This window comes from Amycolatopsis nigrescens CSC17Ta-90, from assembly GCF_000384315.1.
In the GTDB taxonomy this organism is placed as follows: Bacteria; Actinomycetota; Actinomycetes; order Mycobacteriales; family Pseudonocardiaceae; genus Amycolatopsis; species Amycolatopsis nigrescens.
Window position 1 is genome coordinate 2,264,609 of sequence record NZ_ARVW01000001.1, and the last position, 25,220, is coordinate 2,289,828.

A 25,220-nucleotide genomic window follows, 5' to 3' on the forward strand; every position below is an offset into this window, starting at 1 on the left:
AGCACGTACGCCGGCAACGGGCGCGGCGCTGCTCGTCGGTCTCCCCCGGCCTGGGGTGCATCCACGGTTTCTTCACGACGCGCACCCCTCGCAGACAGCCGCCCGCCGCGTCACGTCCGGGATCAGCCATCTCCCGCACGCGGTGCGGATGATCGCACCCTCACGGTTGCGCTCGGTTTCCACGACGCGGTGCCGGAGTCCCTCGCTCTCGCACCAATCCACGCCCGATGCGGTTTCCTTCGACATGCGACCGAGTGTCCGGACAGGACGGACGACCCCGCCGCGCCGAAATCCGGAAATCCCGGTTTCGCCCATCCCGGTGCGATCATGGTTTGTCACCGTGCGTAGGGAGGTCGACACCGTGTCCGGGCGATCCAGCCCCACGTTTCGCAAGCGCCGGTTGGGGCGCAAGCTCAAAGCGCTGCGCGAACGCGCCGGGCTGACCCTGGACGACGCCGCGCCCCTGCTGGACAAGACCCGCACCAGCCTGCACCGGATCGAGATCGGCGAAACCCTCGCCGATGTACATCTGGTCCGCTCGATGATGGACGTCTACGACCACTACGAGCCCGGCCTCATCGACCTCGCCCGCGACGCCGCCAAGAAGAGCTGGCTACGAAGCTTCGATGTGTCGGACCAGGGTTATGTGGATATGGAGACCGAAGCAGGCCGGGTGCTCGACTTCCAGATAATCAGCATTCCCGGGCTCTTACAGACCAAGGACTACATGCGGGCCCAGTTCAGTGGCTGGTACCTCCCCACGAGGCGCAGCGCTGACCACGTGACCGTTCGCCTCAAACGTCAGGAACGATTGACCGACGAGGAGAACCAGCTCCACCTGCACGCCATCGTGGACGAATCGTCGCTGCGCCGGGTGGTGGGCGGACACGACGTGATGCGTACCCAACTGCGGCACCTGGTGACGATGGCGGACTTACCTACCGTGCTGCTCCAGGTATTTCCAGCAGGACAGGGCGCGCATACCGCGATGAGCGGTGCGTTCACTTTGCTGACCTTCCCGGAGCCCGATGACCCAGAGATGATGTACATCGAGCACCCGACCGGCTCGGTGCATATCGAGGAGATCGAAAAGGTGCGGGAAGCTAAGCTTATCTTCAAGCACCTGAGCGCGACGGCGCTGCCGCCCGCGGAGTCGGTCCGGCTGATCGAGCAGGTGTTCACGGAACTCTAAGCCGTTTGCAGGAGAGGCGATTCTTGTGGCCACCGACCAATCCGCCATGGTGTGGCGCAAGAGCACTCGCAGCGGTCAGGGCGGCAACGGCAACTGTGTCGAGGTGGCGTTTGTTGCGCCTTCGGTTGCTGTACGCGACTCGAAGCAGCCCGATGGCGGCGTGCTGGTTGTGCCTGCGGCCGCATGGGCGGACTTTCTGCACAGCGTGCGTCAGCGGCGGTACTTGTAGGGGATCTCGGTCGGATCGCCGGTGGGGCCGAACTCGTTGCCCTCGGCCGGTTTCTCCGCTTCCTTCGCATCGGACAGCTCGTCGAACCAGCCGCGTTCGGCCGTCGGACGCTGGAAGCCGCGTGGCGGCGTGTCGGTGTCCTGGTTCGCGGGCGGCGGGGTGGCCGGGGGCTTGGCGGCGAACTTCGACGCCGGGCGAGCAGGCGGCTGCGCGACGGGAGGAGCCGGAGGTGGCTTGACCGACGGCGCGGTGGGTGGCGGCGGCAGTGGGGGCAGCGGTGTGCCGCCGGGCGGCGAGGGGACCCCGGCGGCGCCCGAAGGCGGCGTGGCCCCGACCGCACCTGAAGGCGGAGTCGGCCCGGCGGCACCGGGCGGCGGCGTAGGTGGAGTCTGCGGTGTGGCGGGCGGCGGAGTGGCCGCGTTCTGTGGCTGCGCGGGCGGAGTCTGCGGTGCGGCGGGCGGCGGGGTGCCCGCGTTCGACGGCGGCGCGGGAGGAGTCTGCGGGGTGGCAGGTGGCGGGGTGGCCGTGTTCGGGGCCTGCTCAGGCTGGTTGCTCGGCGGGGTCGGGGTGGTGCGCCAGACCGGTGCCGGGCCGATGTTCATCGGTGCCGGTGTCCTCGGCGGCGCGGGCTCGGGCGGGGCGGGCGGCTGCGGCTGCACCGGGGGCGGGCCGGCGATCACCGGCGGGCGCCCCGGCGGGGCACCGGGCGGCGGGCTGTGCGGCGGCGGGCCCGGCCTCGCCGTTCCCGGTCGCACGATCGGGTCGAGGCAGGACACCAGCACCGTGGTGTTCGCCGGGTCGCCGACCTTGCGGCCGCTGCGCTCCCGGTAGACCATCTCGCCCTCGGTGTCGATCTCCACCAGGTAGCCGGCCTCGGCGAGCTGCTCCTCGTCCAGGTCGACCAGCCGCTCGTACCGCGACGGCACCACCTTGTAGATCGGCCAGGACAGCTGCCGGTGCGCCTCGTGGAACTGGGCCAGCAGGCCGGCCATCTGCTGCTGCCACGGCAGCGACATCGACTCGGCGATGGACCTCGGCAGCACCACGTACCCGGCGTCCACCCCCGGCCAGCCCCGCGCCAGCTGGTCGGCCAGCGGGGTGCTGGACGCCGGCGGCCCGGCATGCCGGGGCAGCTGGGGTGCGCCGAACAGGTTGCCGGGGTCCTCCCCAGCCCGTTCCGCCTTACCGCGCTTACCGAATTTCCTGGCCATCGAGTCCGATCCTAAACGCCAGGACGGACAGCCTGTGGCAAAAGCTCCGACTCGTCCCAGGACACCGCCCTGGTGTGCACCGGCACGCCGGTCTGCTGGGCCTCCACGATCTTGTTGTCGCCGAGGTACATCGCCACGTGGTGGATGGTGCTGGGGTCGGACTCGTCGTAGCCCCAGAACAGCAGGTCACCGGGCTGCGCCTGCTCGACCGGCAGCATCGCGCCGTCCTTGAACTGGTCCCGCGAGACCCGGTCCAGAGTGATCCCGGCCGACTCGTAGGCCCGCAGCATCAGCCCGGAGCAGTCGTAGGAGTTCGGGCCGGTCGCGCCCCACACATACGGCTTGCCCTGTTCACCGAGCGCGAACTGGATGGCCGCCGCGGCCGCCTCGTTCGGCGGCAGCGCGGCACCGGCGCCCTGGCCGCAGCCGACCACGTCGGCCACCTGGCCGACGTACTCCACCAGGTGCACGGCCATCGGTTCCCACTTGTGGTACCGGTCGGGGAACCCCGAACGCTCCACCGCCTGCGCCGACTCGCCGGGCCGCCGCTTCTCCCAGTCCGGCACCGCCAGCAGCACGTCGTAGAACTTGTTCACCGCGTACACCGGGTTCGTGACCTGCTCCGGCGTGCCCCAGCCCATGGACGGCCGCATCTGGAAGATGCCGAGCGAGTCCCGGTCGCCGTAGTCCAGGCTGCGCAGCCCGGACTCGGTCATCCCGGCTTGGATCGCGATCTGCCACGCCCGCGGGGACAGGCTGCGCTGCTTGCCGATCTCCACGATCACCTGAACGGTGCCGCGCTGCTGCTCGTCCAGGTTCCCGGCGTCCACCTCGCCGCGGTTGCCCTGGCCGGGCTGGGTCGGGCCGATCGCCGCGTCGCAGCTGACGTTGGCCACGCTGCGCGCCTGCGCCTCCTGCTGGTCGGTGATCACCTTCGCCACCGTGCCGGTGGTGACCACCGCTGCGAAAGCCGTCGCCACCAGGACGCCGGCGATAACCCCGATCCGCACGGCGAATCAGCTCGCCTCGTCGTAGGAAGCCACCCGCCAGCCCGCGTTGGTCCGCACCACCTTGATGCTCAGCTTCGGCCCGTCCGTGGCGATCTCCACGTCCAGCGAGCTGACCAAGGAGTTCTTCGCGACCGGCTCGCCGGTCAGCTTGGTGGCCGGCAGGTTCGCGAGGTCCACAGAGGACATCTGCGGCAGGTACTCCTCGGTGGTGTAGGGCGCCAGTCCCTGCAGCCACGCCTCGTTGGTGATCCCGGCCGGGTGGTTCACCCACGCGGTCGCCCAGTCCTTGGCCACCTGCAGCGCCTCCGGGTTCGGCGGCGCCGCGGTCGGCAGCTTCAGCGGCGTGGTCAGCCTGGTCGGCTGCGCCGACTGGATCGGCCCCGGCCGCTCCGAAGAGGTCCCGGAACCCGGGGCACTGGACGGCTCCGCCGCGCTCGGCCCGCCGGCGCCGTTGCCGGAGTCACCGACCACCCTCGGCAGCACGATGCCCACCGCGGTGATCAGCACGGCCAGCACCACGATGGCGACGGTCAGATGTTTCGGCGAGCGCAGCGGCCAGCCCCACAGCCTCCGATACACCGCGGCCCGGCCACGGTTGGTCCGGATCGGCATAACAAGAGCACCTCCTACCGGACTGCTCGGTCGGTGTCCCGCAGGTCCTCACGGACCTCCAGCCCACGGGACGGCCGATACACCACGAAGACCTGCTTTCCGGCCACCACCTCGGAATCCACCCGCCGCGGCCGCGGCAGCGGTGGCTGCTCACCGACGGGACCGCCTGGCGACGAAGGCGGCGCCGTGTAGGCCGCCGCGGGCTGCGGGCCGCTGGCCGCCATCCGCGACGGCACCACCACCGGCTCCGGATCGTCGCTCCGGTCGTACACCGGCGATGTGTCCACGCGGCGACTGGCCGGCACCGAAATCTGCCTGCCATCCGCGTGGCGCCCGTCGCCGGGCACCCCGGCGGCACCGAGCACGTAGTCCCCTGGACTGCCACCGCGCGGCACCGATCCGGGCAGCACCGCGGCGCCACCGGAACCGGCCGGCAACCCGGCCGGAGCGCCGGCACCGGCCACCGCACCCGCGGCACCCCACGGCGCGCCGGACCACGCGGCGGCCGGCCGGCCGCTGCCGGGGGTCCGGTCCAGCCGCTGGGAGTTGGCGAACACCGTGGCCTCCGGCCGGAACCGACCGCCACCGGCGGTCGCCCCCATCGGCCCACGCGCGTGCGGCTCGATGGTGTCGTCGGAGTCGCGCACGTTCTGCCAGAACTCGTCCTGCGGGGTCGGGCCGTTGTTCTTCCGGCGGAACTTGGAGAACAGCCCGCCGCTGGGGGACGGCACCGCGGCGCCGACCATGCCCACCGACATCTCCACCATCTGCCACAGCCGCCGCACCGGACGCCCGACCACGAACAGCAGGATGGTGACCATGCCCGCCATCACCATCTGGATCAGCATGGACAGGTTGTTGCCGGCGCTGAAGATCGCCTGGAGCAGCAGGGCGTGCACCCCGGCCAGCACGGACAGCACGACCAGGTTGAACGCCACCGCGCCGACCACCTTCGCCACCCGGCGCAGGATGTCGTGGTGCAGCAGCGCGACCAGGCCGATCAGCGGCGCGGTCAGGGTGAACAGCCGGATCAGCACCTGCGCCAGCAGCACCGCGGCCTTGGCCAGCAGCTGGAACAGCGAGTAGACCAGGCTCTGACCGAAGGACAGGAAACCGGCGCCGGTCCGGCTGCCGTCCTCACCGGTGAAATAGCCGGTGGCCGGGCCGAGCTGGGTGGAGATGTTCTTGAACTCGGCCTTCTTCGCGTCGACGACGGCCTGGTTCGCGTCGTCCCCGTTGCGGAGCTGGTCCCAGGTGAAGGCCTGCGCGTCCAGCAGCGGACGGCCGAACTGCTGCGCCTGCGGCGAGGCCGGGTCGCCGAACTCACCACGCAGCCAGTTGTTGTAGACGATCTGCGTGTGCAGGTCGGTGGGCAGCACATGGCGGGCGATCCGGCTGTCCGACTCGTCGATGAACCCGGCCTGGATGTTCGTGGTGGTCTGCACGATCGCCTTGTCCACCGGCTCGAAATATCTCAGCAGGGCGAACGAGGACGCGGCAAGCCAGACCGCGGCCAGCGCGTACAGCGCGCGCTTGCTGACCGCGGACAGGTCACCCCGCCAGATGTTGCGGAACATCAGGATCGCCAGCAGCAGCGCGGCCAGCCCGAACAGCTGCCCGTAAATGTTGTTGTAGACCTTTTCCGCACCCGTTTTGACCGCGTTGTAAATCGGGTTCAGCAGGCCACCCTGCATGACCGCGTAATGCAGGGAATTGGTCGCGCCGACAATGTTCTTGCCGAGGTTGAAAAGCTGGTTACCGGCCCAGGTGTCGATCGTCGAATTCGGGTCGGTGATTCCGGAAAGCGGGCCACAATTCGTCTCGAAGACGTTCCACACCATGCCGGCGTAGCTGTAGTCGACATAGGTGCTGCCGGCCTCGCCGTCGCCCTCCGGCGGGTCGATCGCGCCGACCATGCCGGAGCCGGGACGTTCCGGGTTCGGCGCCTCACCGCAGGCCGCGGCGGCCGCCGGCGGTGCGGTGATCACGGCCTGCAGGCCGAGTACCGCGATCGTCAGCAGCAGCGCGGCGAGCTTGCCGGGTCTTTTGCGCGATGCCGAAGAGCCGGCGGAACTTCGGATCGCACGCTGACGGCGAAGCAGCCGCCACGCGGCCGCGACGGACAGCACAAGCAGCAAGGTCAGCAGCGTCATGCCGGGTTCCCCGCGCTAGCGCCGGGTGACACAGGGGTGCTCATGCCGCATCCCGGCCAGTCCCGCTCCCGCGCTTCCCCGCCGATGTGGTCTCTTCGCGCCTGCCGTTCTCCGGCGCCGGCCCGCCGTGCACCTGCTCGGTCAGCACCTGCTCCTCGGTGAGCCCGACCTCCAGCTCCGCGGCAAGCTCGAAGTCGTGCTCCAGGTCGCCGTTGCGGCTGCCGTTGTCCGGCGACGACACGTACGGTTCCGCTTCGTCCACGCCGCGCCGCCCCTGCTCGGAACCCGGTTTCGCCGGCTTCGGCTCCTGCACCGCGCCCGGCGTGGTGTCCATCGCGGCGCGCAGGTGCTCCAGATGCGGACCGTTGAAGTCCACTCTGATCCGCTCCACCCCGCCGGCACCGTCGCCGAAGATGAACTGCCGCGGTTCGCGGTCGCGTTCCAGGCCGCCCCGCGCAGCACCCGGCCGCCTGCCCAGCGCGGCCACCACCTGCTCGTAACCGACCCCGACCGGGACCTTGAGCAGCCGCAGCGCGTCGGCCTGCGCGTCGTCGTCGTCCAACCGCCCGACGAACACCGAGTCCAGCAGCGCCACGAAACCCTGGATCTTCAGGAAGTCGGCGGGAATCTGGGAGGACAGCAGCACCCGGACGTTCCACTTGCGCGAGTCACGCGCGAACCGGTTCATCAGCACCCGGCCGGTCGGCACCTCGGAAAGGAAGAACGCCTCGTCGATCCAGACACCCTTGCGCTGGTTCTTCGGCTTCTCGTACACCGACCGCTGGGTCAGCCAGGCGGCCAGGTTCAGCATCTCCACGCCGAGCGACTCGGCGTCGGTCCAGTGCTCCCGGCCGACCCCGTCCTTCGGCAGCGTCAGTCCGGCCATAGTAAGCACCGTCATCCGGTCGTCGCGGGTCTCCGCGTACGGGTCCTCGTTGGCCTCCGGGATCAGCAGCGACATCCGCTCGCGCATCTCGTCCAGGAAGTCGGCGACCACCACCGCGTGCTCGTGGTGCTCGCTGGAGTCCCGGCGCAGCGCGTCGATGACCTGACCGGGATCGGCGTCGAACCGGCCGCCGACCGCGCGGACCGCGCGCAGCAGCACGATCCTGGTCTGCGCCATCCTGGCCACCTCGTAGGGCAGCACCCCGGTCAGCACGTCCAGCACCAGCCGCCGCCGGGTCGCGCCGGCCAGCGCGCTTTCCCGCCGCCAGGAGCGTTCCGGATCGTCCTCGTCCATGAAGTGCTCGAGCAGCGGCTCGGCGACCACTCGATACGGGTTGAGGATGCCGGGCTCGGCGTTGAGCAGGTTGATCGGCCTGGCGTACGGCCGCAGCTCGGGCAGGTCGCAGAGCTTGGACAGCGGCCCGGACGGGTCCAGGATCGTCCAGTGCGCCCCGGCCCGCAGCGTCTTGTAGACGATGCCGCCGCCGAGGAAGGACTTCCCGCCACCAAGGCCGGCCACCATCGCGGTCAGCCCGGAGCCGTCCCGGATCTCCTGGGCCATCCACGGGTCCCAGGCCACCGGCCGCCTGGTCGCGGTGCAGGTCTCGCCGAGCAGGATGCCCCGCCGGTCGCCGACCTCGGCGGTCGCGGTGGGCACCGACGCCGCCGTCCAGACCACCGAGCCCCGGCGCATGTACGCCGCCGAGGACAGCGGTTCGCCCGGGATGAACTCCCTGGCCAGCGCGTACTGCGCCTCCGGGTGCTCGATGGCGATCTTCGGCTTGTACAGGTCGAGCAGCTGCTGGGCCAGTTTCAGCGCGTCGCGCTCGGTCGGGCCGGAAACCGCCAGCCGCCACCACGACCGGACCCTGGTGGCCAGCGCGGTGAAGCCGGAGGTCATCTCGTCGTCGATCTCGAGCACCCTGGACGCCTGGCGCGCAAGCGATTGCGGCGGCTCCAGCTCGTGCTCGTCGGTGTAGTGCTTGACCTGCGAGCGCACCTTGTTCATCTGGCGCTGCAGTTCGCCGGCGACCTCCTCCGGCCGTCGCACGTAGATCCGCGCGGACCACTCCACCGAGGCGGGCAGCCGGTCGGCGTGCTGCACCCAGGGGTCGTCCACCTCCGGGATCTGCAGGCCGTGCATCTGCCCGACGGTGAGCACCGCCAGGTGCCTGGTCACCCCGGCGTTGGAACCGGTCCGGCCGCGCACGGTGACGGTCGGCGCGTAGGGCTCGGAGTGGTAGTCCGCGGCATCGGTGAAGCTGGCCAGGTCCTCCGGTTCCCAGGCGGCACCGGGCACCGCGGGCAGGTTCCGCGGCGCGGGCAGCCCGAGCGAGCAGGACCGGTGCATCAGCCAGGACATCTCCTCGACGTCCGCCGGCCTGCCCTCGAAACCGGCCGAGCCCATCACCTGGTCCAGATGCTCGACCTCGGAGTCCAGCGCGGTCAGCTCGGCGTCCACCGCCTCCGGCAGGATCTTGCGCAGCACCGGTGCGGCGCGCTCCACGGCGCGGTCCATCATCCGCCTGGTCTGCACCTGGACGCCGAGGTAGACCTCTTTTTCGGCCATCGAACGGCCCATCAGCTGCTGCTGCTCGCCGATCAGGTAGTCGTCGAAGGACAGCGCGCCGGGAGTGTCCGGCGGCCGGTCGTGCGCGTTGTGCACATGCGCCTCGGCCCACATCCGGATCGGGTACGGCCGGTTCGTCACGCGCAGGTGCAGCCAGCGGCCCTGCAACTCGGCGTACTGTCCGGCGATCGCCGCGATCAGGTCACGGCGCTGCGAGTCCGAGCGGAAGGACCAGCGCTGGGGGGCGAGCCGGTACCAGGCGTAGACCTCGTGCCCGGTGCGCAGCAGGTGCCCGTCGATGCTGCGGGCCGCGATGGACGGGGTGTAGGTGGGAATGGCCTGTTCGCCGGGCAGTCGCCTGCCCCGCTGCGTGGTGTTCGCCTGCTTCGGTGGCACCGGGCGGCCTTGCGGCATCTGACCTGGTTGCCATGCACTGGCTCCCGGGCGCAGATCCTGCTCCCGCTTCTTCCGGCGTGCGCCGCGACCGAACAACGACTACCTCCCGGCCGGAACCGCGGTGCGGCTACGGCGCGCTCGTGATGTGCCTGGCTGTTGCCGGCCCCCGGACGGGGGCCCACCTCCGGTTCGCCGGCTGCGACGGCGGTTCTTCGGGATCGGCCGCTGCGCGCGGATCCTGACCTTGCTCGCGCTCACGGCACCCCCTTCCGCGTTCGTGCGCTCGCGTGGTGCATGCAGCTCGCGCACCCACATCGCCAGCACCGCCCCGAGGGGCCGCTCGTGGCTGATCTTCGCGGTGATCAGCCTGGTGATCAGAATGGTGCCGACGAACGCCCACGCTGTCGAGAAGAAGCTGAACCCGAGTCCGAGCTGCCGCTCCACCGTCAGTACCAGCAGGAATACCGGGATGCCCACACCCCACGCGACGTAGCGGGCACGCCACGGGAAAGTGGCCTTCGGCGGTCCGAGCCAGACGGCGTCCACCCGGTAGACCTCGTCGTCAGTTCGAATACGCACAGCAGGACGCCCGGATCAACCGGTGAACAGGCCGGCGATCCATTCGCCGACGTTCACACCGAGCCCGCTGACCGCGAGCCCGATGATCGCCAGCGCGATCACCACCCCGGCCAACCGGCGCATCACACCCGCGTTGTCGCCCTTGCCGCCGCCCAGCCAGAGCAGCAGCAGGGCCACCGCCAGCAGGACCAACGGGATGATGTTCTCGAGCATCCAGTCACGGACACCGGTGGTCTTGATCTCGCCCTGTGCCAGTTGCACAAGCGTCATGGTGGTCATCGCGTACTCCCGGGTGCGAGGAGCGTGGTCATGCGGGGCCTCGCCAGGCGAGCCCCGCGGTTCTCCAAGAACATAGTGTGCCGTCTAGGACATCATGGCGTCACGAGCTGTAGCGGTCAAAGCGCGCTCTGTTGGCACAAAACCATCTGCTCGACGCACATTACGGCCAATCTCACTGAAACTCGTCTTCCCTATCATCGTTGCAACCAGGCCAAGGTTTAACCCCGGCCACCCGGATTTCGTAGTGTGTAGATCGACTCACTCACATGCGTGGTCCTTGTTCACTCTGGGTAGGAGCGACAGCACGCCCGGATGGTGCGCACAGTCAATCATGCCCCGGATGGCGGCATCCTTCACCTCCTGTCGTCACGGCTGCTACTGACCCGGCTCTCGGATGTTGATCAGCCAACAGGGCGATACCCACCGGCACCCCCGTCTGAACCGGCCGGAATCCGGTCACTCCCGGTGAGTTTTTCCCGTTCCGGGGATTTCCCCCGTCGCTCGGCAACATTCACCTGCATGACGTAGTTCAGAACTTCATGAAACTTCTGTATCGTCGGACTGACTTCCCGCCACACCCGAGGAGCGCCCGATGACAGGTACCCAACCGATCAGCTCACCCGTTCGAGGCCTGAACATCCTCCGCGAACGCCCCCTCGATCCGCCGGAGCACTTCGCCCGGCTGCGGGAGGACCAGCCGATCAGCGCGATGACCTTCCCCGACGGCAACCCCGGCTGGTTGGTCACCGGGTACGCGCCGGCGCGCGCGATACTGGCCGACCCGCGGTTCAGCGCGAAGCCGGAGCTCAAGCACACGCCGCTGGACAACGGCCGCAACCTCGAGGACTTCAAGCTCGAAGACATGCCGGCCGGCCAGTTCATCCACATGGACCCGCCCGACCACACCCGGTTCCGGCGGCTGCTCACCGGCCAGTTCACCGTGCGCCGGATGAACCAGCTGACCGAGCGGGTGCAGGAAATCGCCGAGCAGCACGCCGACGCGATGCACCGGCAGGGCCCGCCCGCCGACCTGGTGCCCGCGTACGCGCTGCCGATCCCGTCGCTGGTGATCTGCGAGCTGCTCGGGGTGCCCTACGCGGATCGGGACCGATTCCAGCGCGACTCGGCGACGATGCTCAAACTGGACACCCCCATCCCGGAGCTGATGGCCGCGTTCGGCCGGGTTTTCGCCTTCCTCGACGAGTTGGTGGCGCGCAAACGCGCCGAACCGACCGACGACCTGCTCAGCGGACTGGTGACCGGCGGCGAGCTGACCGACGCCGAGCTGACCGGGGTCGCCTTCCTGCTGCTGGTGGCCGGGCACGAGACCACCGCCAACATGCTCGCGCTGGGCACCTACACCCTGCTGCGGCACCCGGAGCAGCTGGCCGCGCTGCGCGCCGACGACTCGCTGATGGACAACGCGGTGGAGGAGCTGCTGCGTTACCTCACGATCATCCACCTCGGCACCCAGCGGACCCCGCTGGAGGACGTGGAGCTCGACGGCACGGTGCTCAAGGCCGGCGAGACCGCGCTGCTCTACCTGCCCGGCGCGAACCGGGACCCCGGCCGGTTCGACCAGCCGGAGCTGTTCGACCTGACCCGCCCCGCCGGCGGGCATCTCGGCTTCGGCCACGGCATCCACCAGTGCCTCGGCCAGCAGCTGGCCAGGGTCGAGATGCGGACCGGCTACCGCACGCTGCTCCGGCGGTTCCCCGAGCTGAGCCTCGCGGTGCCGCCGGAGGAGATCCCGATGCGCGGCGACATGAGCATCTACGGCGTGCACTCCCTACCCGTCACCTGGTGACCCAAGGCGAATAGCCGGCTTTTTGCCCTTTTGGGGAGGGCAAGAAGTCGGCTATTTGCCGGTTAGGAGTCGCGGTTGCGGCCGGCGCCCTTGGCGAACACGCCGTCCGGGAAGGCGCCCGCGGCGACCGCCTGGCGGCTCAGCGCGCGGCCGAGGTCGTGCAGCCGCTCCGACTTCTCCTCGCCGAGCACCCGCCACGGGCCGGCGGCCGCCGCGTTCGTCGCGGCCTCGATCTTCGACCGCAGCTCGGTGCCTTCTTCGGTCAGCTGGTCCTGGTCGTCGAGCAGCCCGTCCGACCGCAGCCCGGCGTAGGCGGCGTTCCACTGCTCGTCGGACCAGCCGCGGCTCTTCTTCGCGGCCTCCGGCAGGAACTGACGGCCGGTCACGGTGTGCGTGATCAGCGCCTGCAGGCCACCGAGGCCGTGCAGCACCAGTGCCGCGATGTGGCCGTCGCCGCGGAACTCCCGCAGCAGCGAGATCGCGTGCCAGAGCACCAGGTGCGGCTCGGTCGGCCACGGCACACCGAGGTGTCCGGCGAACAGCGGCCGCCCTTCCGGTGCGCAGCCGTCCACCGCTGCACGGGCCAGCTCGGCCGCTTCGGCCAGGTCGGCGGAGGCGAGCACCTCGGCCCCGAGCAGTCGCGTGAACACCGCGTCCACGGACTCGAAGCGGGCCTGCACGACCCGCTCCGGCTCGGCCAGGGTCCACGCCCTCGGGATGTACTTGGCCACCGTCTCGGGGTTGAAGTTGTAGAACGTGGCGGCCACCGTCTCCGGCCCGACCGCGCCCATCGGCGCCGAACGTCCGGCGAAGTAGCACATTCGGCCCGGCCGCAGCCCGACGCCGGTCAGCGCCTGCTCGGTCTCCGGGGCGAAGTAGCTCAGCGAATGCAGCGGGTCGAGCACCCGGTTGCAGCGGTACGAGATGTTGGCGGCCTCGGCGTCGTCCATGATTCGGAGCATACCGCGCGGTATGAATCCGGTTGGGGCGGACGAGCTGGCATATAAGCCGGATCCTGTCCCCGCGGTGCCCTCGCGGGCGCCGCGGTGTGCGGCCATCCATCTAGGCCTGCCGTCGCCGGCAGGCTCCAGCGGCCTACCCGCAGGCATCGGACGGGCCGTCCTCGAGCGCCTGCGCAGACACCGGATATCAACCGGCGTCCTCTTGGCCTTGCTCCGGGTGGGGTTTACCGAGCCATCCCGGTCACCCGGGATGCTGGTGGTCTCTTACACCACCGTTTCACCCTTACCCCGCTCTCGCGTGGCGGTCTGTTCTCTGTGGCACTTTCCCGCGGGTCGCCCCGGGTTGCCGTTAACAACCACCCTGCCCTGTGGAGTCCGGACTTTCCTCGAAACCGTGCCGGAATGACACGGCCTCGCGACCGCCCTGCCAGCTCGTCCGCCCGACCAGCTTAGCCGTTCCCATGCGGTGGACGTTCGTTGACCGCCCACTGGCCCGCTGCTCTACTCGGGGCACTGCCGGCGGCGACCACGACAGCCACACTTTCTGGGAGCCAACAAGTGTCCACACAGGATCAAAATATCCCGCACGAACCACTGAAATTCGCTTACTGGGTACCAAATGTCAGTGGCGGCCTGGTCACCAGCGACATCGAACAGCGCACCGACTGGGGCTACGAGTACAACCGCGAACTGGCCGTGCTGGCCGAGAACAGCGGTTTCGAGTACGCCCTTTCCCAGGTGCGCTACACCTCCAGCTACGGCGCCGCCTACCAGCACGAGTCCACCGGGTTCAGCCTGGCGCTGCTGCTGGCCACCCAGCGGCTGAAGGTGATCGCCGCGATCCACCCCGGGCTGTGGCATCCAGGCGTGCTGGCCAAGTTCATCGCCAGCGCGGACGTCATCTCCGGCGGCCGCGCCGCGGTGAACGTGGTCAGCGGCTGGTTCAAGGCGGAGTTCACCGGTCTCGGTGAGCAGTGGCTGGAACACGACGAGCGGTACCGCCGGTCCGAGGAGTTCATCCGGGTGCTCAAGGAGCTCTGGACCGACGACCACGCCGAGTTCGCCGGCGACTTCTACCGGATCCACGACTTCGACATCAAGCCGAAGCCGCTCGCCGCTGCGGGCAGGCCGCATCCGGAGGTCTTCCAGGGCGGCAACTCGACCGCCGCGCGCAAGCTGGCCGGCCGGGTGTCCGACTGGTACTTCAGCAACGGCAAGGACTTCGACGGGTTCAGCGAGCAGGTCGCGGAAGTGCGCGGGTACGCGGCGGAGAACGACCACGCGGTGCGGTTCGGCCTGAACGGCTTCGTCATCGCGCGGGACACCGAGGCCGAGGCGCGCGACGTGCTCCGCGAGATCGTGGACAAGGCGAACGTCGAGGCGGTGGAGGGTTTCCGCTCGGCCGTGCAGCAGGCCGGGAACTCCACCTCCGACAAGAAGGGCATGTGGGCGGACTCGGAGTTCAAGGACCTGGTGCAGTACAACGACGGTTTCCGCACCGGGCTGATCGGAACCCCGGAGCAGATCGCGGACCGCGCCATCGAGTACAAGCGGCGCGGGGCGAACCTGCTGCTGCTCGGCTTCCTGCACTACCTGGAGGACGTCGAGTACTTCGGCAAGAAGGTGCTGCCGATCATCCGGGAGAAGGAGCTGGAACTCGACCGCAGCGCCGCCACCCCCGAGCCGGTGGGGAGCAGGGCATGACCGCGTCCAGGGAGGAATGGCTGGCCCGCGCCAAGGAAGTCGCCGCGAAACTGGCCGTCGACGCGGCCGAGCGGGACCGGGCGAACAAGACCCCGTACCAGGAGGTCCAGCTGCTCAAGGACGCCGGGCTGGTCACCCTGCTCGGCCCGGCCGAGCACGGCGGCGGCGGGCAGGACTGGGCAACCGCGTACCGGGTGACCCGCGAGATCGCCCGCGCGGACGGGTCCATCGGCCAGCTGCTCGGCTACCACTACCTGTGGGCGTGGGCCGCGCGGCTGGTCGCCACCGACGCGCAGATCGCCGAGGTGGAAGAGCTGTACACCAAGAACAACTTCTTCTTCGGTGGCGCGGTCAACCCGCGTGACTCCGACCTGACCATCACCGAGGACGGCGACGAGCTCGTCTACAACGGACACAAGTCCTTCTCCACCGGCAGCAAGGTTTCCGACCTGACCGTGCTGGAGGGCGTGCTGGCCGGCAGCGAGGAGCACATCTTCGCGATCGTGCCGTCGGACCAGGACGGCATCGTGTTCCACGACGACTGGGACAACATCGGCCAGCGGCTGACCGAATCGGGCAGCGTGACCATCTCGGACGTGCGCGTGCCATGGGCCGCCGCGGCGGGCTATGTGGACCGGAAGTTCCAACCGCTGACCTACAACACGCTGAACGTGCCGACCATCCAGCTGGTGTTCACCAACTTCTACCTCGGGATCGCGCAGGGCGCGCTGGAAACCGCGCTGGCATACACCAAGGACCACACCAGGGCCTGGCCCTACGGCGGGGACAACAAGGTCTCCGCCACCGAGGAGTGGTACATCCTGGACGCCTACGGTGATCTGCAGGCCAAGCTCTGGGCGGCCGAGGCGCTGGTGGACAAGGCCGGCGCCGCGATCTCGCGGGTGCTGCACGCGCCGCGCGAAGAGCTGACGCCGGAGGCACGCGGGGAGGTGGCGGTGCTGGTCGCCGCGGCCAAGCAGCGGATCGTGGACACCGGCCTGGAGATCGGCACCAGGATCTTCGAGCTGACCGGCGCCAGGGCGAGCGCGTCGAAGCACGGGCTGGACCGGTTCTGGCGGAACCTGCGCACCCACTCGCTGCACGACCCGATCGCCTACAAACGCCGCGAAGTCGGCTCCTACGCCCTTCTCGGCGAACTCCCCACCCCCACCTGGTACACCTGACCCGCTGTCCGTGAAGGGCACCTTGCCTACCTTCAACGTAGGCAAGGTGCCCTTCACGACGTTGGGTGAGCGTGCTCTAGGACAGGTGCGAGATGTCGTTGACCAGCCGGACGGACGCGTTGCCGTCCGGGTAGAACTCGACGATCGACAGCGAGGCCAGGTCCAGGTGCAGCCGGAACAGCAGCGACGGCCCGGCGTCAAGGCCGAGCCGCAACAGCGACTTGATCGGGGTCACGTGGCTGACCACCACCACGGTGCGGCCGGCGTAGGACTCGATCAGCTCGTCGCGCACCCGGCGGACCCGTTCGTGCACCGCGTCGAAGCTCTCGCCGCCCGGCGCGGGCACCGACGGGTCGCTCAGCCAGGCCCCGTGCAGCGCGGGGTCGCGCTCGGCCGCCTCGGTGAAGGTGAGCCCCTCCCATTCGCCGAAGTCGGTTTCCAGCAGCCCCGGATGCGTTTCCACCCGGCCGCCCAGCGCGTCGGCGACGGCCTGCGCGGTCTGCTTCGTCCTGGTCAGCGGGGACGCGATGATCGGCACCACCGCGCCGTCCACGACCAGCCCGTCCATCCGGGCGAACCGCTTCGCCGCGTCGGCCACCTGCTGCTCGCCGTGCCCGGTCAGCGGCACGTCGCCCCGGCCGGAGTACCGCCTGTCCACCGACATCTCGGTCTGCCCGTGCCGAAGCAGCAGCAGCTTGGTCGGGGTGCCCTTGGCGCCGGTCCAGCGGGCGGGCGAGCTGCGGTCCTGCCCGTGCGCCCTAGGCGCTGTGAGCTCCGTGGGTTCGGGCACCGGCTTGCCGTCCTGCGCGTCCATCGCCTCGTTGGCCAGCCGGTCCGCGTGCGAGTTCTGCGCCCGCGGGATCCACTCGTAGCGCACCCGTTGGAAGCCGGACGCCAGCTTCGCCGCCTCCTGCGCGAGTGGCTGCAGCACCACGTTCTTGATCTTCCAGCGGCCGGACATCTGCTCGACCACCAGCTTCGAGTCCATCCGTACGTCCACAGTGGACGCTTCGAGCTCGGCGGCCGCGCGCAGCCCGGCGACCAGCCCGGAGTACTCGGCGACGTTGTTCGTGGCGACACCGAGGCCCTCGGCGCGCTCGGCGAGCAGTTCGCCGGTCGCCGCGTCCTTGACCAACGCGCCGTAGCCGGCCGGGCCGGGGTTGCCGCGCGAACCACCGTCCGCCTCGACGATCACCCGCTCCGGCCCGACACCGGGCGGCGGCAGCTCGTCCTCGCCGAACAGGCTACTCGTCACAGCCCGGACTCCATGGTCCGCACCAGGATCGCCCCGCAGTTCTCGCACTGGACGACCTCGTCCTCGGCGGCCGCCTTGATCTCGGAGATCGCGTTGCGGTCGATGTCCAGCTGGCAAGCCCCGCAGCGGCGGGCACGCAGCAGCGAGGCGCCGATGCCGCGCTGGGCGCGGATCCGCTCGTACAGCGAGAGCAGGTCGGCCGGGAACCGCGGCAGCAGGCCGGCCCGGTCGGCGTCGCGGCGGGCCTGGGTGGTGTCCAGGTCGGCCAGCACCTCGTCCCGGCGGCCCTGCGCGTCGGCCAGCTTCTTCTCCGCGGTGTCCACCTCGGCCGAGGTCCGCTGCGCGTCGAGGTCGAGCGCCTCGCGGCGTTCCATCAGCTCCAGCAGGTCGTCCTCCAGCGCGGACTGCCGGCGCTGCAGGGTCTGCAGCTCGTGCTCCACGTCGGTCATCTGCTTGGCCGACACCGAACCGGACTCGAGCAGCTTGCGGTCCCGGTCCCCGCGGGCCCGCACGGACTCGATCTCCTTTTCCTGCCTGGCGATCTCGCGGTCCAGGTCCGAGCCGGCGGTCTCCGTGGCGACCAGCGCGTCCCGCCGCTCGCGCAGCACCTTCTCCACGTCCGCGATCTCGGCGAGTTCGGGCAGGGTACGGCGGCGGTGGTCGACCCGGGAGAGTTCGGCGTCCACCTTGGCGAGCTCGAGTATCTGACGCTGGACGGCTGGATCTGCCTTCACTGAGCGTTCTCCCTATGTTGTTCCGCGCGCAGGGTCCACGGATCGGTGCAAACCGTGGAGACGTGGACATCGACGGTACCCGCTAGCCCGGCCGTGATCACCGCCGAGGCTTGCCCGCACCACGGCCACTCGCTGGCCCAGTGCGTCACCCCGACCAGCGCGGGCACCTTCGCGCCACCGGCCAGATGCTCCCCGGCGGGGTGGTGCCGGAGATCGGCAGTGACATACGCGTCCACCCCGGCCTCGGTCGCCGCGCCGAGATAACCGTCCCCGGCACCGCCCGAGACCGCCACTGTCCTAATAGGACGATCCGGATCGCCGGCGCCGGACACCCCGGGCACGGTGGCCGGCAGCGCGCGGCCGACCCGCTCGACGAAGGCGGCGAACGGCTCCGCCTCGGCCAGCTCGCCGATGCGCCCGATGCCGGTCTCGTTGTCCGCCCGCGGGTCCAGCGGCCGCAGCACGCGCAGCCCGAGCGCATCGGCCAGCGCGTCGGAGACCCCCGGCCGTGCCGAGTCGGCGTTGGTGTGCGCGCAGTACAGCGCGATCCCGGCCCGGATCATCCGGTGCACCAGCGCGCCCTTGACGGTGTCCGCGGGCACCCCGTGCACCCCGCGCAGCAGCAGCGGGTGGTGCGCCACGATCAGCCGCGCGCCGAGCTCGATCGCCTCGGCCACGGTCTCCTCCACCGGGTCGACGCAGACCAGCACCTTGTGCACCGGTTCCGCCGGGTCCCCGCAGACCAGCCCGACCGCGTCCCACGACTCGGCCAGCTCGGTCGGGTAGGCGGTCTCCAGCACGTCGATGATCTCCGAAAGAGCGGGCATGACCTGGATCCTCGCATGTAGGCTTCCCGGCCATGCGGCTTCGGTCCTCCCTCTCGGTTCTCCTGCTCACGGCCACCGCGGTGGCCGGTACCGCGCTGCCGGCTTCGGCCGCGCCGGCGGGCAGGTCGCTGCTGCCGCTGGCGGCGTCCTCGGCGGAACGGGTGCGGATCGCGGACAAGGTGGCCGCGGCCAAGTTCGGCACCACCCAGCCGATCGACGACCCCGCGCGCGAGCAGGTCGTGCTGGCGGACGTGGCGGCGAAGTCGCCAGCACTCGGCCTCGACCCGGCGGAGACGGTCCGGTTCTTCCGCGACCAGATCGAGGCCAACAAGGTGGTCCAGCGAGGGTTGTACGCGCTCTGGACCGCGCACCCCGAGCAGGCGCCGACCGAGCGTCCCGACCTGCCGACCGAGGTCCGCCCGGTGATCGACCGGATCACCGGCGAGCTGCTGGCCGAGCTGTCCGCCACCCGCCAGTCGCGGGCCGGTCGCACCTGCGCTCCCCGGCTGGTCGTCGCCGACCGGCTCACCGCGCTCCAGCAGCGCCTCGACACCCTGCACCGCCGCGCACTCACCCAATCCCTCCACTCCACCTGCACCCCGGACGGCAAATAGCCGGCTTTTTGCCCTTCGGAGCGGTGCGCGACACTGCACCGGTGACCGACTCGCCGCTGCACGTCTGCTTCGTCTGCTCCGGCAACATCTGCCGTTCGCCGATGGCCGCCCTCGTCTTCCGCGAGCACCTCGAACGGGCCGGCCTCGCCGACCGGGTGCGGGTGACCAGCGCCGGCACCGGTCCGTGGCACGTCGGCGAAGGGGCCGACCCGCGCGCGGCGGCCACACTGCGGGCGCACGGCTACCCGACCGGCCACGTCGCCGCGCAGGTGGACGACGAGCACCTCGACGCCGATCTGCTGCTCGCCGCGGACGCCGGGCACCTCCGGCAGCTGCGGGCCAAGCTCGCCGAGCCGGACCGGGTGCGGCTGCTGCGCGAGTTCGACCCGTCCGCCGGTCCCGGCGCCGAAGTGCCCGATCCGTACTACGGCGAAGGGGACGGATTCACCGAGGTGCTGACGATGATCGAGCGCACCGTGCCCGGCCTGCTCGACTGGGTGGGCGAGCAGCGGTGAACGCGGCGGAGGCCGTGCGGCGGCTGCACGGCGGGCCGGTCTCCGGCACCCGACGGACGGGTGGCTCGATCCACCTCGTCACCTTGGAGGGCGGCGGGGTAGTGGTCGCCAAGCGGAACGACGCCGAGCGGGCCTGCGCCGCCGAAGCCGCCGGGCTGCGATGGCTCGGCGAGCACCGAGACCTGCCGGTACCCGAGGTGTACGGGCACGACGACGAGTGGATCGTGCTGCAGTACGTGCCGCCAGGGCACGCCACACCCGAGGCCGCGGCCACTTTCGGCCGCGCACTCGCCGCGCTGCACCTGCGCGGCGCGCCCGCGTTCGGCGCCGCCCCGCCGGACGGGCCGTCGGACGCCTGGATGGGACTCGCGCCGATGCGCAACGAGCCCGGCCCCGACTGGCCGTCCTTCTACGCCACCCACCGCATCCAGCCCTACCTGCGTTCCTGCGTCGACCAAGGGCTGCTCGACACCGGTGACACGGCCGTTTTCGACCAGGTCTGCGAGCGGCTGCCGAAGCTGGCGGGCCCGCCGGAACCACCCGCTCGGCTGCACGGCGACCTGTGGAGCGGCAACGTGCACTGGAGCATGGCCGGGCCGGTCTGGCTGATCGACCCGGCCGCGCACGGCGGGCACCGGGAGACCGACCTGGCCATGCTGCGGCTGTTCGGCACTCCCCTGCTCGACCACATCCTCGGCGCCTACTCCGAAGCGGCCGAAGACGCCGGCGCACCGCTGGCCGGGGGCTGGCCGGACCGGGTCGGGCTGCACCAGCTGTTCCCGCTGCTGATGCACGCGGCGGTGTTCGGCGGCGGCTACGCGAGGCAGGCGCTGGCCGTGGCACGTGGGGCTCTGTGAGGGACGAACCGGGGGCGGCTACCGTTGAGGCGTGCGGTTGAAGTTCATGCTGCGGCCGGCCTGGCTGGCGCTGACGCTGGTGGTGTTCGCCTTCGCCATCAGCTGCTTCGCCTTGCTCGCCCCGTGGCAGTTCAGCCGCGACGACGAACGCGAGACGCGGAACGCCGCGTTGCAGGCGTCGTTCACCGCGGAGCCGAGGCCGCTGGAGACCGTGCTCGGCGGCAACGCCGCACCGGACGAGCGCACCCAGTGGGACCGCGTCCAGGTCACCGGCAGCTACCTGCCCGAGGGCGAGGTGATCGCCAGGCTGCGCACCGTGCAGGGCGAGGCCGCCTTCGAGGTGCTCACCCCGTTCCGGTCCGTGGACGGCAAGACCGTGCTGATCGACCGCGGCTACCTCCGCCCGGACGACCGCAGCCAGGTGCCGGGGTACGCCCCGCCGCCCGCCGGTGAGGTGCAGCTGGTGGCCAGGATCCGGATGGACGAGACCGACTCAAAGAACCGGGACGCCTTCGCCGACGAGTCCACCGCGGGCAGGCTGCACGCCTACACCGTGGACTCGAAGGTGGTTTCCAGGGCAACCGGGCTCGACCTGCGCCCCGGCTACTTCCAGCTGGACAACGGGCAGCCGGGGGTGCTCTCCGCGCTCCCGCTGCCGCAGCTCGAATCCGGCCCGTTCTACTCCTACGCGCTGCAGTGGATCGCCTTCGGCGCGATGGCCGTGCTCGGCTGGCTGTACTTCACCGTGCGCGAGCTGAAGCCGGGCGGCGCGCTGGAGAACAGCGAGAAGCCGGAGCGCCGGAAGTCGGTGGCGCAAATGCTGGCCGAAGACGAGCAGGAGCATCTCGTCCGCTAGAAGTGGCCTTACCAGACAGCCGCTGATTGGCACTTTTCGCGGGCCACTTGCCGGACGCACAGTGGGTTCATGCTGATTCATCCCTGGGACGCTCCCGAGGACACCCGCTGGCAGTCCTGGCTGGCCGGCCAGGAACTGGGCCAGCTCATCGCCGCCGGGCGCGGACGCGAGCTGCCGGTGCTCACCCCGCTGCCGTTCCACTACGAGGGCGGCTCGACGATCTGGGTGCACCTGGCGAGGCCGAACCCGATCTGGCCCGCGCTCGAGGAGAACCCGCGTGCGTTGCTGGCGGTGACCGGCGAGCACACCTACATCCCGGCGGACTGGAACGCCGACGACGAACCCGAGCTCGGTGTGCCGACCGAGTACTACGCCGCGGTGCACCTGGAATGCGACGCGCGCGTGATCGACGATCCGGACGAGAAGGCCGAGTTGCTCAACCGTCAGCTGCGGCAGTTCGAGCCGGCCGGCGGACGGCTGCCGGTCAGCACGAACACGCTGTCCGACAAGCGGCTGCTCCCCGGCATCCGCGGGATCGAGCTGACCATCACCGAGGTGCGCGCGAAGTTCAAGTTCGGTGGCAACAAGCCCGCCGCCCAGCGCGCCCAGATCGCCGACCACCTCTCCACCCGCGCCACCCCACGCGACCTCACCTCCCTCCCCCACCTCCTCGACAGTCCGTGAAGGGCACCTTGCCTACCTTGAAGGTAGGGAAGGGCACCTTCACGGACGATCAGCGGCGCATGGACCAGGTGACGGGGCCATCGCCGGGGAGGGCGACTTCGGCGGTGACCTCGAAGCCGAGGCGCTGGTAGAAGCGCACATTGCCGGGTTCGGAGGTCTCCAAGTAGGCCGACACCCCGGCCGCGTCCGCGGCGGCCAGCCCCGGCTCGATCACCGCCCGGCCGAGCCCCTTGCCCTGGCTTTCCGGAGCGACCCCGACCGTGCCGAGGAACCAGACCGGCTCGGTGGGCCGGTGCGGCGCCATCGCCGCTTCGGCCGCGTCGGCGGCATCCGCTCGGTCACCGGACAGCTCGCGCAGCTCGTCCGCGATCGCGCCGAACGCCTCGCCGATGCGCTCGGACTCCGGCGTGGTCCACACCGCGACCGCGGCCGGCCCGTTCGGGCCGTCCGCAACCCAGACCTTTCCGTGCGGCAGCCCGATTTTCGCCACGAACAGCCACTGGAACCTGCGCACCCGCTCGAAATGGCCGTCCGCGGCGACGGTGTGCCGGGTCCAGGCGTAGTCGGCGAACGCACCCGCCAGCACGTCTGCCGCTTTGTCGACATCTTCTTGCCGACCGGGGCGTACCTCGCTTTCGATCATGAAAGCGACATTACCGCCGGCGCAGGCCCACCAGGATCGCCAGCACCGCGGAGCCGAGACCGGCCAGCCAGCCGACCACCCTGGACAGTTCCACCGCTCTGGTCACGTAGCCGGCGTCCGGGTTGCGGCCGTCGCCGAGCACCGGCAGCTCCTCCACGCCGTGCGGATACGCGGTCCGGCCGCCGAGCCGGATCTCCAGCGCACCGGCGAAAGCGGCGCCCACCCGGCCGGCGTTCGGGTCCGGGTGCGCGATGATGTCCCGCCGCCAGGCCCGCCACGCGCCGCGGGCCGAACCACCGACCACCGGCGCCCCGGTCACCGTGAGCGCCGCCGCGTACCGGGTCGGCACCTGGTTCACCAGCCGGTCCAGCCTGCCGGCGAACCAGCCGAACGGCTCCTGCCGCCGGTTCAGCAGCCGGCGCAGCACGATCACCGCCCGCGCGCCGAGCAGCCCGGGCACCCCAGCCACCGCACCCCAGAACAGCGGGGCGACCACGGCGTCCGAGGTGTTCTGCGCGACCGTCTCCACCGACGCCCTGGACAGCCCGATCACGTCCAGTCCGTCCCCGGCCCTCGGGTCGAGCCCGGCGAGGGTGTCCCTGGCCGAGTCAAGCCGTCCTTCTTCGAGATCACGCGCCATCGCGGTGCCGTCCACCGCCAGCCCGGCCGCGCCGAGCACGGCCCAGGTGGCGACCGCGGTACCGGCGGCCTGCCGCACCGGGCTGCGCCGCCCGGCGCGCTCCACCAGTACACCGGCCAGTACCGCCGCGCCAGCGAGCCCGGCCGCGTGCACCGCCCCGGTCAGCCGCGTCTCGGCGGGCAGTTTGTGCTCAAAGGCGCGGGCGGCCTTGGCGAACCCGGCGACCGGGCGGACCCGTCCGGATTCGCCGATCACCCCGTCCGCGGCCAGTCCCAGCAGCAGTCCGATCGCGCGCGCCGCGCTCACCCTGGTTCCCCGTCCCTGGTACCTGTGATGTCGCACGACCGTACCGCCGTCGCCGGAAGCGCCACCCGGAAGGTCCGCTAGTCGAACAGTTCGGCCATTTCGTCCAGTGCCTGCAGCACGATGTCCCGCATCGCGCGCTCGGCGCGGTCCGGCTTGCCGTCGTCGATCGCGGTGGCCACCTCCAGGTGCAGCGCGACCGCCTCCGGCTGCGGTTCGGGCGGCATCAGGCCGTGCCCGGTCCGCCCGGCGAGCACCTCGGCCACCACCTCGGCCAGCTGGTCGAACATCGGATTGCCGGACGCGGCCAGCACCAGGTGGTGGAAGGAGACGTCGTGGCCGAGGAAGGTGTCGAGATCGCGGGCCTTCGCGGTCTCGGCGAGCCTGGCCGCGAACGCCCGCAGCCGGCCGCGTTCCTCCGGGGTGGCGCGCAGCGCGGCGAGCCTGGCCGCGGTCGGCTCCACCGCGCAGCGCAGTTCGGTGAGGTTGCGCAGCGCGGTCTGCCTGCCTTCGCCGTCGAGCTGCCAGCGGATCAGGCGCGGGTCGTAGTGGTTCCACTCGGCGGTGTCGCGGACGGTGACGCCGACCCGGCGCTTGCTGGTGGTCAGCCGCATCGCCTCCAGCCCGCGGACCACCTCCCTGGCCACCGTGCGCGAGGCGCCGAACTGTTCCTGCAGTTCTTCCGAGCGCAACACCGTTCCCGGGGGAAGCGCACCGGAGGCGATGGCGATGCCGAGCGCGTCCAGCATTTCCGCATGCCTGCCGTCTGCCACGACATTCACGTTATACCTCTGTCTCGATTAAGTACTACTTTCACTTGATTACGTAGTACTTTTGAGTTTGACTTCTCGGTGTCCCCGGACGTCAGAGCTGACAGCGCAGCGGAGGTGCCATGACCGTCGTGGTGGTAATGGGCGTATCCGGCTCGGGAAAGACGACCGTGGGCACCGCGCTGGCGTCCGCGCTCGGCGTCCCGTACGCCGAGGCCGACACGTTCCATCCCGAGGCCAACATCGCGAAGATGACCTCCGGGCGTCCCCTGACCGACGACGACCGCTGGCCGTGGCTGCGCTCGATCGCCGGCTGGATCGCCGCGCACCAGGACATCGGTGGTGTGGTCACCTCCTCCGCGCTCAAGCGCAGCTACCGCGACGTGCTGCGAACCGGCGGCGACCTCTGGTTCCTGCACCTCGACGGCGACCGGCGGCTGCTCGCCGAGCGGATCAAGACCCGCTCCGGCCATTTCATGCCGGCGTCCCTGCTGGACTCGCAGCTCGCCGACCTCGAACCGCTGGACCCGGACGAGCGCGGGCTGGTCGCCGACATCGCCGAAGCGCCGGAAGACATCGTGCGGACCGCGCTCGCGGCCATGCCGACGGAGGGCGCATGACTGACACTGGCGGAGCCCTGGTCATGCGGGCCGACCGGGTGCGGGTGTCCCGCAGAACACAGGAGGCTT

At 70.5% G+C, this 25,220-nt stretch carries 26 protein-coding genes and 1 other RNA gene; 11 read left to right on the plus strand and 16 right to left on the minus strand.

The genetic code is table 11. The features are described from left to right. Positions 1–72 precede the first annotated feature (72 nt). On the minus strand, positions 73–246 hold the full coding sequence (locus tag AMYNI_RS48980) for a hypothetical protein (RefSeq protein WP_157357319.1): 174 nt from the start codon (positions 244–246) through the stop codon (positions 73–75). A gap of 115 nt (positions 247–361) precedes the next feature. Between AMYNI_RS48980 and AMYNI_RS0110400 the strand changes: the two genes are divergently transcribed. Then, positions 362–1,192 (plus strand): helix-turn-helix domain-containing protein, encoded by an 831-nt coding sequence (locus AMYNI_RS0110400; RefSeq protein WP_040406772.1) that lies wholly within the window; start codon positions 362–364, stop codon positions 1,190–1,192. 46 nt (positions 1,193–1,238) lie between these two features. Then, positions 1,239–1,421: a DUF397 domain-containing protein gene (locus tag AMYNI_RS48105; protein WP_084628658.1), complete on the plus strand. Its 183-nt coding sequence runs from the start codon at positions 1,239–1,241 to the stop codon at positions 1,419–1,421. Here AMYNI_RS48105 and AMYNI_RS50510 read toward each other — a convergent pair. From AMYNI_RS50510 to AMYNI_RS0110435, 7 genes are read right to left on the minus strand one after another with little or no spacing between them, the layout of a single operon-like run. Beyond that, on the minus strand, positions 1,403–2,632 hold the full coding sequence (locus AMYNI_RS50510) for a hypothetical protein (RefSeq protein ID WP_020667943.1): 1,230 nt from the start codon (positions 2,630–2,632) through the stop codon (positions 1,403–1,405). The genes AMYNI_RS48105 and AMYNI_RS50510 overlap by 19 nt on opposite strands. Positions 2,633–2,643: 11 nt before the next feature. Beyond that, positions 2,644–3,642 carry a C40 family peptidase gene (locus AMYNI_RS0110410; protein ID WP_020667944.1) on the minus strand — a complete coding sequence of 333 codons (999 nt, stop codon included), beginning with the start codon at positions 3,640–3,642 and terminating at the stop codon, positions 2,644–2,646. A gap of 6 nt (positions 3,643–3,648) precedes the next feature. Beyond that, complete coding sequence (locus tag AMYNI_RS0110415) at positions 3,649–4,254, minus strand: hypothetical protein (protein WP_020667945.1); 606 nt, start codon at positions 4,252–4,254, stop codon at positions 3,649–3,651. 14 nt (positions 4,255–4,268) lie between these two features. After that, a complete protein-coding gene (locus tag AMYNI_RS0110420; RefSeq protein ID WP_020667946.1) occupies positions 4,269–6,407 on the minus strand; it encodes a hypothetical protein in 2,139 nt (712 codons plus the stop codon). 40 nt (positions 6,408–6,447) lie between these two features. Then, complete coding sequence (locus tag AMYNI_RS0110425; RefSeq protein ID WP_026360264.1) at positions 6,448–9,414, minus strand: ATP-binding protein; 2,967 nt, start codon at positions 9,412–9,414, stop codon at positions 6,448–6,450. 3 nt (positions 9,415–9,417) lie between these two features. Continuing rightward, entirely contained in the window at positions 9,418–9,897 is a 480-nt protein-coding gene (locus AMYNI_RS0110430) for a hypothetical protein (protein ID WP_026360265.1), read from the minus strand. A 15-nt stretch (positions 9,898–9,912) separates the two neighbouring features. Continuing rightward, positions 9,913–10,176, minus strand: coding sequence for a hypothetical protein (locus tag AMYNI_RS0110435; protein ID WP_020667949.1), 264 nt, complete (start codon positions 10,174–10,176; stop codon positions 9,913–9,915). 592 nt (positions 10,177–10,768) lie between these two features. Here AMYNI_RS0110435 and AMYNI_RS0110440 point away from each other — a divergent pair. After that, entirely contained in the window at positions 10,769–11,983 is a 1,215-nt protein-coding gene (locus AMYNI_RS0110440) for a cytochrome P450 (protein ID WP_020667950.1), read from the plus strand. A gap of 62 nt (positions 11,984–12,045) precedes the next feature. Here the strand turns inward: AMYNI_RS0110440 and AMYNI_RS0110445 are convergent, their stop codons facing one another. Both AMYNI_RS0110445 and rnpB read right to left on the minus strand, forming a co-directional pair. Continuing rightward, a complete protein-coding gene (locus AMYNI_RS0110445) occupies positions 12,046–12,933 on the minus strand; it encodes an SCO6745 family protein (protein WP_051116297.1) in 888 nt (295 codons plus the stop codon). A gap of 38 nt (positions 12,934–12,971) precedes the next feature. Continuing rightward, positions 12,972–13,380: RNase P RNA component class A (gene rnpB, locus AMYNI_RS47690), an RNA gene on the minus strand. A gap of 123 nt (positions 13,381–13,503) precedes the next feature. Here rnpB and sfnG point away from each other — a divergent pair. Both sfnG and AMYNI_RS0110455 read left to right on the plus strand, forming a co-directional pair. Beyond that, positions 13,504–14,649, plus strand: coding sequence for a dimethylsulfone monooxygenase SfnG (gene sfnG, locus AMYNI_RS0110450; RefSeq protein WP_020667952.1), 1,146 nt, complete (start codon positions 13,504–13,506; stop codon positions 14,647–14,649). Continuing rightward, positions 14,646–15,833, plus strand: coding sequence for an acyl-CoA dehydrogenase family protein (locus AMYNI_RS0110455; protein WP_020667953.1), 1,188 nt, complete (start codon positions 14,646–14,648; stop codon positions 15,831–15,833). Before sfnG ends, AMYNI_RS0110455 begins: the two co-directional genes overlap by 4 nt. A gap of 76 nt (positions 15,834–15,909) precedes the next feature. On the opposite strand, the gene AMYNI_RS0110460 is transcribed toward AMYNI_RS0110455, so the two are convergent. From AMYNI_RS0110460 to AMYNI_RS0110470, 3 genes are read right to left on the minus strand one after another with little or no spacing between them, the layout of a single operon-like run. Then, the gene (locus tag AMYNI_RS0110460; protein ID WP_026360268.1) at positions 15,910–17,028 is read right to left on the minus strand and encodes a bifunctional RNase H/acid phosphatase; all 1,119 of its coding nucleotides are present in this window, start codon (positions 17,026–17,028) and stop codon (positions 15,910–15,912) included. 56 nt (positions 17,029–17,084) lie between these two features. Beyond that, entirely contained in the window at positions 17,085–17,822 is a 738-nt protein-coding gene (locus tag AMYNI_RS0110465) for a zinc ribbon domain-containing protein (RefSeq protein WP_020667955.1), read from the minus strand. Further along, the gene (locus AMYNI_RS0110470) at positions 17,819–18,649 is read right to left on the minus strand and encodes a Nif3-like dinuclear metal center hexameric protein (protein WP_020667956.1); all 831 of its coding nucleotides are present in this window, start codon (positions 18,647–18,649) and stop codon (positions 17,819–17,821) included. Before AMYNI_RS0110470 ends, AMYNI_RS0110465 begins: the two co-directional genes overlap by 4 nt. A 32-nt stretch (positions 18,650–18,681) precedes the next feature. On the opposite strand from AMYNI_RS0110470, the gene AMYNI_RS0110475 reads away from it, so the two are divergent. From AMYNI_RS0110475 to AMYNI_RS0110495, 5 genes are all read left to right on the plus strand, one after another. Next, positions 18,682–19,263 (plus strand): chorismate mutase, encoded by a 582-nt coding sequence (locus tag AMYNI_RS0110475; RefSeq protein ID WP_020667957.1) that lies wholly within the window; start codon positions 18,682–18,684, stop codon positions 19,261–19,263. Between the two features lie 41 nt (positions 19,264–19,304). Continuing rightward, a complete protein-coding gene (locus AMYNI_RS0110480; protein WP_020667958.1) occupies positions 19,305–19,778 on the plus strand; it encodes a low molecular weight protein-tyrosine-phosphatase in 474 nt (157 codons plus the stop codon). Then, positions 19,775–20,635: a fructosamine kinase family protein gene (locus AMYNI_RS0110485; protein WP_020667959.1), complete on the plus strand. Its 861-nt coding sequence runs from the start codon at positions 19,775–19,777 to the stop codon at positions 20,633–20,635. Before AMYNI_RS0110480 ends, AMYNI_RS0110485 begins: the two co-directional genes overlap by 4 nt. Before the next feature lie 31 nt (positions 20,636–20,666). Next, positions 20,667–21,491 carry an SURF1 family cytochrome oxidase biogenesis protein gene (locus AMYNI_RS0110490; RefSeq protein WP_020667960.1) on the plus strand — a complete coding sequence of 275 codons (825 nt, stop codon included), beginning with the start codon at positions 20,667–20,669 and terminating at the stop codon, positions 21,489–21,491. Between the two features lie 69 nt (positions 21,492–21,560). Next, positions 21,561–22,175: an FMN-binding negative transcriptional regulator gene (locus AMYNI_RS0110495; protein ID WP_020667961.1), complete on the plus strand. Its 615-nt coding sequence runs from the start codon at positions 21,561–21,563 to the stop codon at positions 22,173–22,175. Between the two features lie 49 nt (positions 22,176–22,224). Here AMYNI_RS0110495 and AMYNI_RS0110500 read toward each other — a convergent pair whose 3' ends face one another. From AMYNI_RS0110500 to AMYNI_RS0110510, 3 genes are all read right to left on the minus strand, one after another. After that, positions 22,225–22,818, minus strand: coding sequence for a GNAT family N-acetyltransferase (locus AMYNI_RS0110500; protein WP_020667962.1), 594 nt, complete (start codon positions 22,816–22,818; stop codon positions 22,225–22,227). A gap of 10 nt (positions 22,819–22,828) precedes the next feature. After that, a complete protein-coding gene (locus tag AMYNI_RS0110505) occupies positions 22,829–23,764 on the minus strand; it encodes a cobalamin biosynthesis protein CobD/CbiB (RefSeq protein ID WP_020667963.1) in 936 nt (311 codons plus the stop codon). Between the two features lie 77 nt (positions 23,765–23,841). Beyond that, positions 23,842–24,510: a FadR/GntR family transcriptional regulator gene (locus AMYNI_RS0110510; RefSeq protein ID WP_020667964.1), complete on the minus strand. Its 669-nt coding sequence runs from the start codon at positions 24,508–24,510 to the stop codon at positions 23,842–23,844. A gap of 143 nt (positions 24,511–24,653) precedes the next feature. Between AMYNI_RS0110510 and AMYNI_RS0110515 the strand changes: the two genes are divergently transcribed. Then, positions 24,654–25,151 (plus strand): gluconokinase, encoded by a 498-nt coding sequence (locus AMYNI_RS0110515; protein WP_020667965.1) that lies wholly within the window; start codon positions 24,654–24,656, stop codon positions 25,149–25,151. Positions 25,152–25,220 lie beyond the last annotated feature (69 nt).

Excerpts from the sequence above, each read along its gene's own strand:
- AMYNI_RS48105 (WP_084628658.1), top strand. The coding sequence starts at position 1,239 with ATGGTGTGGCGCAAGAGCACTCGCAGCGGTCAGGGCGGCAACGGCAAC.
- AMYNI_RS0110475 (WP_020667957.1), top strand. The coding sequence starts at position 18,682 with ATGCGGCTTCGGTCCTCCCTCTCGGTTCTCCTGCTCACGGCCACCGCG.
- AMYNI_RS0110495 (WP_020667961.1), top strand. The coding sequence starts at position 21,561 with ATGCTGATTCATCCCTGGGACGCTCCCGAGGACACCCGCTGGCAGTCC.
- AMYNI_RS48980 (WP_157357319.1), bottom strand. The coding sequence starts at position 246 with ATGTCGAAGGAAACCGCATCGGGCGTGGATTGGTGCGAGAGCGAGGGA.
- AMYNI_RS0110445 (WP_051116297.1), bottom strand. The coding sequence starts at position 12,933 with ATGGACGACGCCGAGGCCGCCAACATCTCGTACCGCTGCAACCGGGTG.
- AMYNI_RS0110415 (WP_020667945.1), bottom strand. The coding sequence starts at position 4,254 with ATGCCGATCCGGACCAACCGTGGCCGGGCCGCGGTGTATCGGAGGCTG.
- AMYNI_RS0110515 (WP_020667965.1), top strand. The coding sequence starts at position 24,654 with ATGACCGTCGTGGTGGTAATGGGCGTATCCGGCTCGGGAAAGACGACC.
- AMYNI_RS0110420 (WP_020667946.1), bottom strand. The coding sequence starts at position 6,407 with ATGACGCTGCTGACCTTGCTGCTTGTGCTGTCCGTCGCGGCCGCGTGG.
- AMYNI_RS0110455 (WP_020667953.1), top strand. The coding sequence starts at position 14,646 with ATGACCGCGTCCAGGGAGGAATGGCTGGCCCGCGCCAAGGAAGTCGCC.
- AMYNI_RS0110440 (WP_020667950.1), top strand. The coding sequence starts at position 10,769 with ATGACAGGTACCCAACCGATCAGCTCACCCGTTCGAGGCCTGAACATC.
- AMYNI_RS50510 (WP_020667943.1), bottom strand. The coding sequence starts at position 2,632 with ATGGCCAGGAAATTCGGTAAGCGCGGTAAGGCGGAACGGGCTGGGGAG.
- AMYNI_RS0110510 (WP_020667964.1), bottom strand. The coding sequence starts at position 24,510 with ATGCTGGACGCGCTCGGCATCGCCATCGCCTCCGGTGCGCTTCCCCCG.
- AMYNI_RS0110435 (WP_020667949.1), bottom strand. The coding sequence starts at position 10,176 with ATGACCACCATGACGCTTGTGCAACTGGCACAGGGCGAGATCAAGACC.
- AMYNI_RS0110500 (WP_020667962.1), bottom strand. The coding sequence starts at position 22,818 with ATGATCGAAAGCGAGGTACGCCCCGGTCGGCAAGAAGATGTCGACAAA.
- AMYNI_RS0110470 (WP_020667956.1), bottom strand. The coding sequence starts at position 18,649 with ATGCCCGCTCTTTCGGAGATCATCGACGTGCTGGAGACCGCCTACCCG.